The organism is Gordonia ajococcus (assembly GCF_012974285.1).
In the GTDB taxonomy this organism is placed as follows: domain Bacteria; phylum Actinomycetota; class Actinomycetes; order Mycobacteriales; family Mycobacteriaceae; genus Gordonia; species Gordonia amicalis.
In genome coordinates this window covers 4,613,307-4,625,077 of the sequence record NZ_CP052884.1, presented here as the reverse complement: position 1 = coordinate 4,625,077, position 11,771 = coordinate 4,613,307, and the positions used below count along the sequence as shown (strand labels likewise).

10 protein-coding genes are annotated in these 11,771 nt (G+C 67.5%); all 10 read right to left on the bottom strand.

The window, feature by feature from the left end:
• Positions 1 to 28: 28 nt before the first annotated feature.
• Positions 29 to 1,309, bottom strand: coding sequence for a hypothetical protein (locus tag GAA2_RS20890; protein WP_191834549.1), 1,281 nt, complete (start codon positions 1,307 to 1,309; stop codon positions 29 to 31).
• Between the two features lie 230 nt (positions 1,310 to 1,539).
• Positions 1,540 to 2,175, bottom strand: a complete 636-nt coding sequence (locus tag GAA2_RS20885; protein WP_006436699.1) for a TetR family transcriptional regulator — start codon at positions 2,173 to 2,175, stop codon at positions 1,540 to 1,542.
• A gap of 2 nt (positions 2,176 to 2,177) precedes the next feature.
• Positions 2,178 to 4,394, bottom strand: coding sequence for an MMPL family transporter (locus GAA2_RS20880; protein ID WP_006436698.1), 2,217 nt, complete (start codon positions 4,392 to 4,394; stop codon positions 2,178 to 2,180).
• A gap of 309 nt (positions 4,395 to 4,703) precedes the next feature.
• Positions 4,704 to 6,116, bottom strand: coding sequence for an amidohydrolase family protein (locus GAA2_RS20875; protein ID WP_191834548.1), 1,413 nt, complete (start codon positions 6,114 to 6,116; stop codon positions 4,704 to 4,706).
• The gene (locus GAA2_RS20870; RefSeq protein WP_006436696.1) at positions 6,113 to 6,724 is read right to left on the bottom strand and encodes a pyridoxamine 5'-phosphate oxidase family protein; all 612 of its coding nucleotides are present in this window, start codon (positions 6,722 to 6,724) and stop codon (positions 6,113 to 6,115) included. Before GAA2_RS20870 ends, GAA2_RS20875 begins: the two co-directional genes overlap by 4 nt.
• Positions 6,721 to 7,500, bottom strand: coding sequence for a creatininase family protein (locus GAA2_RS20865; protein ID WP_006436695.1), 780 nt, complete (start codon positions 7,498 to 7,500; stop codon positions 6,721 to 6,723). Before GAA2_RS20865 ends, GAA2_RS20870 begins: the two co-directional genes overlap by 4 nt.
• A complete protein-coding gene (locus GAA2_RS20860; protein ID WP_006436694.1) occupies positions 7,497 to 8,828 on the bottom strand; it encodes an FAD-binding oxidoreductase in 1,332 nt (443 codons plus the stop codon). The genes GAA2_RS20865 and GAA2_RS20860 overlap by 4 nt, the downstream gene beginning before the upstream one ends.
• Positions 8,825 to 10,003 (bottom strand): hypothetical protein, encoded by a 1,179-nt coding sequence (locus tag GAA2_RS20855; RefSeq protein ID WP_006436693.1) that lies wholly within the window; start codon positions 10,001 to 10,003, stop codon positions 8,825 to 8,827. Before GAA2_RS20855 ends, GAA2_RS20860 begins: the two co-directional genes overlap by 4 nt.
• Positions 10,004 to 10,088: 85 nt before the next feature.
• A complete protein-coding gene (locus GAA2_RS20850; RefSeq protein WP_006436692.1) occupies positions 10,089 to 10,967 on the bottom strand; it encodes an ABC transporter permease in 879 nt (292 codons plus the stop codon).
• Positions 10,964 to 11,758 (bottom strand): ABC transporter ATP-binding protein, encoded by a 795-nt coding sequence (locus GAA2_RS20845; RefSeq protein WP_006436691.1) that lies wholly within the window; start codon positions 11,756 to 11,758, stop codon positions 10,964 to 10,966. The genes GAA2_RS20850 and GAA2_RS20845 overlap by 4 nt, the downstream gene beginning before the upstream one ends.
• Between the last annotated feature and the right edge of the window lie 13 nt (positions 11,759 to 11,771).

Genomic DNA, 11,771 nt, shown 5'->3' with positions numbered 1-11,771 from the left:
GATGAGGCGGCCCCCGACGGAGGAGGTGTCAGCAGGCCGGGCTACCGGGGAAGGCCGGCACACCGAGACGACAGCCGACCGAGGTGACCGCGCGGAGACGGGCTTCCGGGTTGCGGCGCTCGAGGGCCGGCAGCAGGCCGTTGGTCACGACCGCGGTCTTCGCGGCCGGCGTGGTCGCCGACGGGTCCAGGGTGCCGCGGAGGCGGGCGAAGTTCACCAGCTCGTCGTAGACCATGGACAGCGTCGCCTCGGTCGTGCGGTCCTGCCGCTCGAGCTTGCCGAAGTCCACTCCGGTTTCGAACTCGTGGCGCACCGCGTGCGGCCCCTGATCGCATCCCGGCACCAACAGGTCGATGTCGAACGCGCGCTGGCGCGGCGTCGGCGGGGTGATGCGTCCTTCGTCGGTGCACACGTGGTGCGAGATGCGGTCGCCGAGCGCGTGGATGTAGATGCCGGTCCGCGCATTGGCCGACTGGTTGCCGATGTAGGAGTCGAAGCGGTCCGAGGTCACCCCGTCGGAGATGACCTGGCGGCCGGTCATGTTCTGGAAGGGGATGTCCATCGGATCGACGAGGCTGTACTGACCGTTGATCGGAACAGGCTGCTCACCGCCGTAACAAGTTGCGCCGGTGGCGTAGTCGCCGGTGGCCGTGCGGTTCGTGAAACCGCCGGTGCACAGGGGTGCGGCGCTGCCCGGGCCGTCCATCGCCCACTTGCGGATGTGGGTGAGCATCACCTCGTGCCGCGGGTCGTTCACGTTGGGCTGCAAGCCGTTCGGCTGGGGGGATCGGGGCCCGCGCATGGTCGGCAGGAAGTGGAACAGGAAGCCGCCGGTCGCGAAGTGGGTGCGTACGAGGCCGCCGATGTCCTTCGTGGTGAGTGCTCCGTTCGGCAGCAGATTTCCGCGTAGGTCACGGGGAACGAAGGTGCCCAGGTCGGTCGCCTCGCTGTACGCGGCGATCCAGTAGGCGTCGCGCACGGAGAACCCGACCTTGCGCGCGATGATGTACGTGGAATCGGTGTGCACCAGGCTGCGCCCGCCGAGCGGCTGGCGAAGCGTGTAGGCGTAACGGAGGAAGGCGCGTGCCCCGCAGATCGGGTCGTTCGGGTTGTCCGGGGGACAGACGACCGGCAGCGGTCCGCAGCTGTGCGGTGGAGCTCCCGGCGTGTAGCAGATGTCCTCGGCGAAACCCCGGGCCGTCGGCGGCGAGGCCGCGATGAGTGATGTCGCGGCGAGGGCGAATGTCAGTGCAGAGACCGCGAGAGTGCATGGCCAGAGCCTGATCTGGAGGCGTCGGGTGAGTCGCATGCTGATCCCTCCTGCGCGGGTCAGCTCATCGTAGGCCGGGTCACACCGGCGCACTGCGACATTCGGAAACGCTCGAGAACGCCGTCCCTGAAATGCACCCCTGGAATCGACCCTCCCCAGGCCGGCCGTCGACTATGTGTATCCGACATTCCTGCTGAGGGAGGATTTCGGGGGCGGATCCCACGGGGTTTCCGGCGGCGGTATTCAGGGAGGGTCTTCAGCGGGGCCGCTCAGTCGAGCGGAAGACCCTGCTCGAGAAGGTCGATGGCCCGCAGGGTCGTCTCGATCTGCGGCTGCGTGGAACTCTCCTCGGCCTGGGCCGCGAGGCGGAAGGTCACGCCGGCCACCGCGTCGAGGAACACTCCGAGCGCGAAGTCGTCGGCGTCGCGGCCGAGATAGTCGGCGAGGAGCTGTCGCATCCCGGCCATCGTTCGCTCGACCTCGACGTGAAAGGTCTTCTGCAGCAGTGGTTCCGATCGGATCAGTTGCATCCGTAGGGGATTGCCCACCCAGGGGTCGTCGGCGGTGAGGCGGTCCAGTTCGGTGAACAGCCGACGGATGAGGTCGAAGTGCCCGAGGCCTCGGGGCATCGACTCGACGATCGCACGAGCCTCCGCCTCGAAATGCTCCCCACCCACGACCACCTGCTCTTTGGTGGGGAAGTAGCGGAAGAACGTCATATGGGAGACACCGGCGGCCTCGGCGATCTGTTCGACCGTCGTCTTCGCGTAACCGTGCTCGGCGATGAGGTGCAGAGCGGCCTCACGGATGGCGTTGCGCGTGCGCATCTTCTGCCGCTCGCGCAAGCCGGGCCGACGCCCCGGGCCGGTGCCCGGGGCGTCGGGGGTGGATCGTCCTGTGGACACGGTCAGCCCGCCGGTACCGGCGTCTTCGTGTCGTCCGGATCTGCGAGCCCGCGGTGGCGGACCGACTCGCCCTCGATGTCGAAGTTGATGACGAGTTTGTCGAGCCAGCGCGGCAGGGTCCAGGCGCGGTCGCCGAGGAGGGCGATCACGGCCGGGACGACCAGCATGCGGATCACGAAGGCGTCGAACAGGACTGCCGAGGCGAGGGCGAAGCCCATCATCTTGGCGGTCGTCTCCGGGGACAGCATGAACGCGGCGAAGACGCTGATCATGATGATCGCCGCCGACGTCACCACACGGGCGCCGTGCCGGTAGCCCGCGACGATGGCCTCCTTGGCGGTCATGCCGTGGATGTACTCCTCGCGCATTCGGGTCACCAGGAACACCTGGTAGTCCATCGCGAGTCCGAAGACCACGCCGATGAGGAAGATCGGCAGGAACGAGATGATCGGCTGGGTGTGCGAGATGATGCCGAACCAGCCCTCCTGGAAGATCGCAACTGTGATGCCGAAGGTCGCGAGCACGGAGAAGATGAAGCCGACCGTGCCGATCAGCGGCACCCACAGGGAGCGGAAGACACCGATCATGATCAGGAACGCCAGGCCGACGACGACGATCAGATAGGGGATCAGCGCGTCGTCGAGCTTCTGCGACAGATCCGACATGATCGCGGTCTGTCCGCCGACATGCAGTTCGGCGCCCTGCTCGTCGACAACCGGTGCGTACGCGCGGATGTTCTCCATCAGCGTGTGCGTCGCCGGCGAGGACGGTGCGCTCTTCGGTGTCACGGTGATGAGTGCGGTGTTGCCGTTCTGTCCGCCCTCGTTGCCGATCCAGGTGAGCGAGTCGGGGTTGACGACGTCCTTCAGGGTGGCGATGTGCTTGACGGCGTCGTCCGCGGCCGGCGCGATCGGGGCGTCGGCGTCGTGCAGGATGACGAGCAGCGGGCCGTTGATGCCCTCACCGAAACCCTTGCTCAGCAAGGCTTGAGCCGGTGCCTCGTCCTCGGTCGACAGCGACAGGCCCAGCTCCATCTTGGTGGCCGGGATGGCGGCCGCGGCGAGAGCCAGCAGGCCGAGGACGATGAAGGGGATCGGAGCCTTGACGACGGTGCGGCCGAGGCGGACGCCCAGGGTGTCGCCGTCCTCGGACTGCTCGGCGTGCTTGATCCACGGGATCTTCGGACGGAAGGCGAAGCGACCGAACGCGCCGAGGAGTGCCGGGATGAGCGTGAGTGCGGCGACGACCGCGATCAGGACGGCGACGGCGGCGCCGGCACCCATCTGGGTGATGATCGGGATGCCGATGACCACGAGGGCGACGACCGCGATGATGACCGTGAGGCCGGCGAACACGACAGCCGATCCGGCCGTTCCGACCGCGCGGCCGGCGGCATCGGCCGCATCACCGCCCCGGCTCAGTTCGGCCCGGTACCGGGACACGATGAACAGCGCGTAGTCGATGGACACGGCGATGCCCAGCATGGTGACGATGGCGGTCGCCGACTGGTTGATCGAGAGCAGCTCGGCCGACAGGGTGAGCAGCATGATGGTGATCGCGACGCCGACGATGGCGGTTACGAGCGGGATGAACGCGGCGATCAGGGCGCCGAAGGCGACGATCATGACGACGAACGCGATGGCGAAGCCGATCAGTTCGGCGGCGCCGCCCTGCTCCATCACCTGCATCAGCGCGCCGGTGGCCTCGACCTGCAGGCCGTTGCCGCGGTTCTCGTCGAGGATCTTGACGAGCTGGTCCTTGTTCTCGGTCGTCAGGTCCATGATCGTGATGTTCTGACGGACCTGGATCAGGCCGACGCGATCGTTGTCGCCGAGGACCGACGCGGCGATGGCCGGGTCGACGGCAGCAGCCATCACCGGGTTCACCACGGTCTCCGGGGCGATGACGTCCGGCAGCGTGCGGAGATCCTCGGCCAGCTTGTTGATCTGCTCGGTGTGGTTCTGCAGGCCGTCGTTCGCGGCCACGACGATGCTCGTGGACGCGCGTTCCTGCTCCTTCATGACCTGCGGGAAGTACTCCTCCACCTGCTCGGTGGCGGTGCCCGAATCGGTTCCGGGCAGGCTGAAGTCCTGGGCGAACTTCGGCTTCAGCACGCCGACGAGCGAGACGACCGCGATCATCGCGATCAGCCAGACCGCTATGACGGCCCACTTGTGCCGGAAGGAGAACCTCCCGAGCTTGAACAGATACGACGCCATGGCGTGGTAAACCCTTTCGGTTTTCGAGCGCAGGGGTCGGCGGCAGTGCCGACCGATCGTGCGACATATGGCACTGCCGCCATACGTGTTAGTCACTAACAGTAGTTATTGAGTACCACTTTTGCACAGGCCCCCGGTTCCGGCACGGAACCAAGGGTGACCTGCTCGCTTCCGTTAGTCACGCGTATCAAGTGGAAATTTGTGACATATTGCGCTTTTCGGACGCATCCGTGGCGTCGACGCTCACCGTGAGCGAACGGCTGTGAGGTGTGTCGCGCCGTGCGGGGGTGACAGAAGGTGCAGGTCAGGTCATCTGCTTCGGATGGCGAGAGTCCGGGCGCGATCGGCAGGCGGGGAGACGGCCGGGCGAATCCCCGAGCGGGCCGCCGAGCGGATCATCCGCTCGGTGAGTTCGAGATCGGCCTCGGACCGCATCGGGTCCGATACGCCGCGTGCCCATACCGACCGACCGCCGACGAAGACCTCACGCAGGTTCCGGAGTCCGCATCCGAGAACGTAGGTGGCAACCGGGTCCCAGATCGGCCCGGTGTGCGGTGAGTACGGATCGACGACGACCAGATCCGCGTACTTCCCGACCTCCAGGGAGCCGACCCGGTCGGCGACCCCGATCGCGGTGGCCGATCCGATGGTGTGCAGGGCGAGTACGTCCGCCGGGGACAGCACCGCGGCATCGCTGCGCAGACCGCGCTGCAGGAACAGCCCGGTGCGCATGTTCTCGAACGGATCCGACACGTCCGTGCAGGACTGGTCGTCGACACCCATGCCGACCGTGACGGCGTCGGAGAGGAGGCGCGGGATGTCGGCGATGCCGGAGCCGAGCCGACCGTTGGACATCGGTTGCCAGACGACGGACGAACCGGTGTCGCGCGCACGCGCGACCATCCGGTCCGTCGGATGCACAAAGTGACCGAACGCGAAATCGGGGCCGAGCACACCGGCGGCGTCGTACCAGTCGAATTTGGCCTGCTGGATGTCGATCTGCTCCGCGGTCTCGACGAAGTGGGCCTGGTTGGTGATGCCGTACCGATCCATCAGGGCGCGTTCGCGTTCGGCGGTCACCGGCGCGGAGGACCACTGGACGGAGCCGTACACCGAGCCGCCCAGGTTCAGGGCCGGGTCGACGGTGGCGAGATGTCGCATGACCTCGTCGAATCCGTGGAAGGCCTCGTCCTCGGCGAGCTGTTCGTCGTCGAGTCGCACGCTGGTGACGAACCGGATACCCGACGCCGCCAACCCGTCGACCTGGCGGTTGACGAACTCGGCGGGGTGGATCCGTTCGGCGCGGAGCACCGACTTCTCGTAGTCGAACAGTGCGATCACCCGTGACTGGGTGAAGTTGTACACCGAGGTGATACCCGACGACAGGTGGTCCAGGCCGCCGGCCAGGGTCATCCAGTAGAGGTCGTCGGCGTCGGCGCCGAGCAGCATCAGGCTGTTGCGGGACACCCATTCGTAGAGCGGGCTGTCCGCGGCGACACCGCGCATGCCGCCGGTGTAGATGTGGCTGTGACCCGACACGAAACCCGGTGCGAGGAAACATCCCTCGAGGTCGTGTCGCACTCCCGGCGCATCCGCCGGTGGGGCGCCCTCGCCGATGCCGGAGATCCGCCCGCCGGCGTCCGCGGTCAGCCATCCGCGGAACCAGGGCTTGTCTCCCGCGACCGGCAGGATCAGCGCATTGTGAAAGGTCGTGGCCGTCATCCGGGAAGAACCTCCGATGTCCAGGAATGGTCGGTGCGGGTGAAGCGGACCCGTTGCGAGGGGCCGTCCGGATCGCCGCGCCAGAAGGCGATCTCGCGGATGTCGATGGCGAAACCCGTCCACGTGTCCGGCGGGCTCAGTGTCGGATGGGTGGCGTCGAACTCCGCCCATCGTCGATGCCGACCGTGGGTGGGGAGTGCCGACATCTCGTGATCGTTGCACCAGGCGAGCAGCTGCAGGTAGCGGGTGCGGCGCGAGAAGGTCTCGCGGAGAGAGTCTTCCGCCGGCCGTCGCACGATGCCGTGCGCGACCACCTGGCGTCCCCGCTGCGGCCACGCCACCGCGATCCCGGCCCGTGGCAGTTCGGCCAGCTCGGCCACCTTCGACGACCGGCTGTCGGTGTGGAAGTACACCGCGGCGTCGTCGGCGTCACTGAGCAGCACGTGGCGCACGCGCGGATACCCGTCGCGCCCGAGAGTCGAGAGCGCCATGAGTGCGGGGGCGGCGTCGGCGGGCGGTAGCCAGCGTCGGAGCAACACCATGGGATCGATGGTGCGGTATTCCTCGGGCGGACAATCGCTTCCGAACTCCACCCCGCTGGTGATCATCGCCGCACCCGTCCGGGGTCGAAGGTCGCGATGTCGGCGAGCGCATCCACGAGGGCGATGACGCGCTCCTCGAAGAGTTCCGCCCCGATGGCGGCGTCTGCCCCGGTGGGGTCGCCGATGACCCCGGACTCGGCGAAATCGGTCGACAGCCAACCGAACTTGACGGCTTTGGTGAAGCCGACGTGGTTCGAATCGGCCACCGCGTCGGCCACCGCGGCGACGGCTTTGTCCATCTGGACGAGATCCGGTCGCAGATGCAGCATCATCGACGTCTCGGCCCACCCGGCATGGATCCCCAGTCCTCGTTCGGTGGGGCCGGCCCGACCGGGGCCGGAGGTGAAGAACGTCTGCAGGCCGAAGCGTCGACGCAGTTCACGTGCCGCCACCTCGATCAGCGCCGAATTGCCGCCGTGCGCATTGAGGAACAGCAGCCGTCGTGCGGGGGTCGCGGCCATCGACGACCCGATGTCCACGATGGTCTCGAACAGAGTGGACGGTCGCAGCCACATCGTGCCGGGGAGTGCGGCATGCTCGTCGGACTTGGTGTAACCGAGTGCGGGGAGCAGCCAGACGTCATGTCCGGCTGCGGCTCCGCGTCCGACGACGGCGGCCGACACGGCCTCGGCGACGATGAGGTCGGTCGCCAGCGGGAGATGCGGGCCGTGCGGTTCGATCGCCCCGGTCGGCAGGACGAGGATCGAGTCCCGGGAGAGTGCGGAGTCGATCTCGGCGGTGGTGAGTTCGGCGTAGCGGCGGGACCCGAACGCTGCGGTCACATCCACCTCCCGGGATTCAGAAGGCCTTTCGGGTCGGTCCGGGCCGCGAGCGCCTGCACGCGTTCGGCGTCGAGATCGACGTACCACTGGTGAGGTGAGTGGACGCCGACCCCGAGTTCCTCGAGGGCGGCGACCCCGTCGATGACCTGCTGTGCGTTGCAGTAGATCCCGTTGAGCATCCCGAACATCATCCCGTGACCGACCTCTAGGTGGAGCATCCCGCCCTCGTAGACCTTCTCCACCTCCTCGAGGCGGGTGACCAGTGCGTCGCCGCGGACCTCCATGTGAAACCACCTGTCCGGCTGCGCTTTCTGCAGCCACCAGGTCGGATGGTTGTAGGACAGCGTGGACAGCTTGATCGTCTCGGCGATGCCCTCGCGGACCGCCTCGACCCGGCCGCCGGCGCCGGCGATGAGATCGGTGGACTCCTCGAGTGCTCTCGCGTCGATGATTCCGCGGACATTCGCGCGACCCCGCACGAAGGCGGGGTCGGCGGGCAGCGCCTCGACGACGGTGGGACCGTCCGCCGACAGCAGTCGCGGTCTCGGCTCGATCGACGAGAGCCGGTGGGCGGCGTCGAAGGCCTCCCGGGTCGACCCGAAACTGGCGTACACACAGCGCCATTCCTGGAGTGGTTCGACGCGCACCGAGGCGTTCACGATGACACCCGCCACCCCGTAGGTGTGGACGAAAGGCTGTGCGTCATCACCTTCCAGGTGCACCAGTTCGGCGTCCTCGGTGCCGTAGACGACGTCGAGCGCCGTCACGAAACCCTCGTGATTGCGACCGTGCACGATCGTGCCGGTGCCGGCCGACCCGCCGCCGAGGAAGCCGCCGAGCGTGGACTGCACCGTCGACGGGTACATCCACAGCTGACTTCCGGAACCCCAGGCGGTCTGCTCCAGGTTGATCATCCGCGCGCCTGCCTGGGCCGTGATCGTCTGATCGGTGATCTCGTGAATCCCGTTGAGCGAGGTCATGTCCAGGACGAGACCGCCGAACCGGGGGATCACCTGCCCGTAGTTGCCGGTGCCCTTCCCGCGGGTGGTGACCGGAACGCCCCGGGCGACCGCCGCGCGGACGATCGCGGGCACCACCTCCGCCGTGCGCGGGTAGCACACGAGGTCGGGGGTCCCGAGATCCTGCGCGGACAGGATCGGGCTCATCCCCGACCCGTCCCGGCCTGCGCGTTCCAGCGCGCGGGGTAGCGTGCTGATCCCGCGCGGTCCGAGAAGTGCCAGGAGATCGTCGGCCAGCGCGTCGACGTCGCCCGGACCGAAGTCGGGTCGTCCGTCGTCGGTGCCGACCGCGATCACCGGGGAGGTCACGACGGCAACCCCACGGAGGTGTCGATGAACCGGTTGGTCGAGACCGTGTCCGGGGTGATGCCCTCGACGACGGGGGTGCCCTGCTTGTCGAAGATCGGGGTGGTCACGTCGATCACCCGCTGCACGCGTGCGGTGTCGAAGTCGCCGACCGTGCCGTTCGGGCCGTTGCCGATGAGCTTCAGCTGCGCCATGGTCTCCAGTGCGTAGTCGGCGTTGCGCTGGGTGTAGACCCACCCGGTGTCGTACTGCTCGACGGCGTCGAGGACGACCTTGTTGGCGGTCTCGGGCGACGCGAGGTAGTCGACCACGCCGCGCTGGAGGACGGGGACGAGCTGCTCGAGGCAGGCGGTGTTCTCCTCAAGAGCGCCGGCGCGGACGGCCATCGCGGACTTGTACGTGGGGAAGCCCACGTCGTGGACGAGCTGGTAGGAGACCGGCTTCTTCCAGCCCTCCACCTCCTCCTCGTAGAGCTGGGGCTCGGAGCTGGCGTAGCCCTGCTGGGCCGTCTTGCCGCCGGCCGCGACGAAGTTCGCGGGTGTGCCGTCGTAGCTGCCGTCGACCTGATCCGGTGACAGGACGCCGGAACCGGTCAGATAGTCCATGTAGGTGGCGCCCTCGAAGTAGAGCACGCGCGCATCGACCGGCTTGAGGTCGCCGATGCCCTTCACCTGCGGGTAGGTGGCCGGGTCCCACATGATCATCTGCGGGCTGATGTCCAGCGGAGCCATGACGGCCACCGTCGGGTTCGACTCGGAGTTCTGGATCGCCTGGTCGGTGTCGACGTAGCCCAGCAGGATCTCGGGGTCGGAGTACATCTGCGAGGTGACCGACTGGAAGCCGATCGCCGGTCCGCCGGCGCGGATCTCGACGTCGACGCCGGTGTACTGGCCGCGGTCGAACAGTGGTCCCGTCACCCGCTTGTTGCCGGCGTTGATCACCGGGTCCGGTCCGAGCAGCTGATACAGGTGGCCGTGTTCGGCCTCGGGGTTCCAGTCCGTCTGGATGACGACCTTGTCCGGGCAGTTCGCGCTGAGGTCGACCGGACCGATCGGACCGGTGTAGCCGGAGGACTCGGCGGTGTCGTCGGAACCGCAGGCCGCGGTGAAGGCGACGGCCGCGGCGACGGCCATCACCCCGGTGGCCTTGGACAGGCGACGCCAGACGTGTGTGTTCATGATTCCTTTTCGGTAGAGCCGATTACGGTCGGGAACGGACAGGTACGAGCGGGACGAGCGGGAGAGCGGGGGCCGGGCCGGCGTGTCAGCGCTGGTACCAGCGGCCGACGATCCGGTTGCCGAGCCGGCCGAAGAGCCAGAAGACGACGACCCCGAGCAACGACGCGAGCACGATGGAGGCGAACAGCTCTTCGGATTGCAGTCGTGACCGGTAGTTGTCGATGAGGATGCCGATGCCGGGGTTCCCCTGTTTGAAGAAGAAGTCGCCGACGATCGCACCCACCACGGACAGGCCCGCGGAGATGCGCAGTCCGGCGAAGATGGCGGGCATCGCCGCGGGGAACTCGAGTTTGCGCAGCACGGTGAGCCGGCTCGGGTGATGCAGTGCGAACAGGTCGCGCATCTGCCGATCCACCGACCGCAGACCGAAGAGGGTGTTGGACACGATCGGGAACAGTGCGATGAGCACACACACGAAAACCCGTGCGCTGAAACCGAACCCGAACCAGAAGCCGACGAGGGGAACCAGCGCCAGGATCGGTATGCACTGCAACACCACCGCATAGGGGAACAACGCGGTCTCCATCATGCGCGACTGGGACATCACCACCGCCCACACGATGCCGATGACGGCGGCGATGGCCAGACCGGTCAGGGCCACCGTCGTCGTCCGGCCGAGGGCTTCCCACATCGACGGCGCGGCAGTGCCGAACAAGCCGTCGGTGACCACGCGGTGCGGAGCCGGCATGAGGAAACGCCTGCCCTCGTCGAGGATCGCGTAGGTGACGAGGTACCAGAGACCGATCACGATGCCCAGCACGACGAGTGGCGCCGCGATCGAGACGAACGATCGGGAACGTGGTCGACGCTTGCGTGCGGCTGCGACGGCGAGCTCCGTGGTCGAGCCGGTGTCGACGACCGCCGTGGTGTCGGCGGCGGGCGTGGTGCCCGTGGGGACCGTCATGAGTGTGCCTCCCTCAGCGAGCGGGAGATCCGACCGGCGATCGCGGCGAACTCGGGCTCGAAACGCAGGTCCGGAGAGCGTGGGAAGTCGAACGGGATCTCGATCTCGTCGACGATCGTGCCGGGACGCCCGGACATCACGAGCACCCGCGTGGACAGGAATGCTGCTTCGGCCACGGAGTGGGTGATGAACAGGCCCGCAAAGCGTTTGACGGCGAACAGCTCGGTGAGCTCGACCCCGAGCCGTTCGCGGGTCAGCTCGTCGAGCGCGGCGAACGGCTCGTCGAAGAGGAACAGGTCGGGGTCGAGGGTGAGCGACCGGGCGAGCGATACACGCATGCGCATGCCGCCGGAGAGCATGTGCGGCAGATGATCCTCGAAACCGTTGAGGCCCACTGTCTCCAGCGCAGCGGCAATCCTCTGACGCCGCTCCGCTTTCGGCACACCGTCGAGTTCGCCGAGCAGGGCGACGTTGTCGGCGACCGACCGCCAGGGGAGGAGTGTGGCGTCCTGGAACACGTAACCGATGCGGTCCGCACCGCACTGCATGTACCCGTCGGTGATCGTCTCCAGGCCGGAGGACAGTCGCAGCAGGGTCGACTTACCGCATCCCGAGGGGCCGACGACGCTGACGAACTCGCCTTCCCGGACGGTCAGGTTCACGTCCCGCAGAGCGTGGGTTCCGTCTGGATAGGTCAGTTCGGCGTGCTCGAAACCGACGAGCGGATGACCGAGTTCGAGGGGTGTGGCCGACGGGGTCGGCGCTGAGGGGGTCGGCGCTGATGGGGTCATGACGTCTCCAGGA

Coding starts and splice junctions, on each gene's coding strand:
- GAA2_RS20880 (WP_006436698.1), bottom strand. CDS start 4,394: ATGGCGTCGTATCTGTTCAAGCTCGGGAGGTTCTCCTTCCGGCACAAG.
- GAA2_RS20855 (WP_006436693.1), bottom strand. CDS start 10,003: ATGAACACACACGTCTGGCGTCGCCTGTCCAAGGCCACCGGGGTGATG.
- GAA2_RS20870 (WP_006436696.1), bottom strand. CDS start 6,724: ATGATCACCAGCGGGGTGGAGTTCGGAAGCGATTGTCCGCCCGAGGAA.
- GAA2_RS20890 (WP_191834549.1), bottom strand. CDS start 1,309: ATGCGACTCACCCGACGCCTCCAGATCAGGCTCTGGCCATGCACTCTC.
- GAA2_RS20845 (WP_006436691.1), bottom strand. CDS start 11,758: ATGACCCCATCAGCGCCGACCCCCTCAGCGCCGACCCCGTCGGCCACA.
- GAA2_RS20850 (WP_006436692.1), bottom strand. CDS start 10,967: ATGACGGTCCCCACGGGCACCACGCCCGCCGCCGACACCACGGCGGTC.
- GAA2_RS20875 (WP_191834548.1), bottom strand. CDS start 6,116: ATGACGGCCACGACCTTTCACAATGCGCTGATCCTGCCGGTCGCGGGA.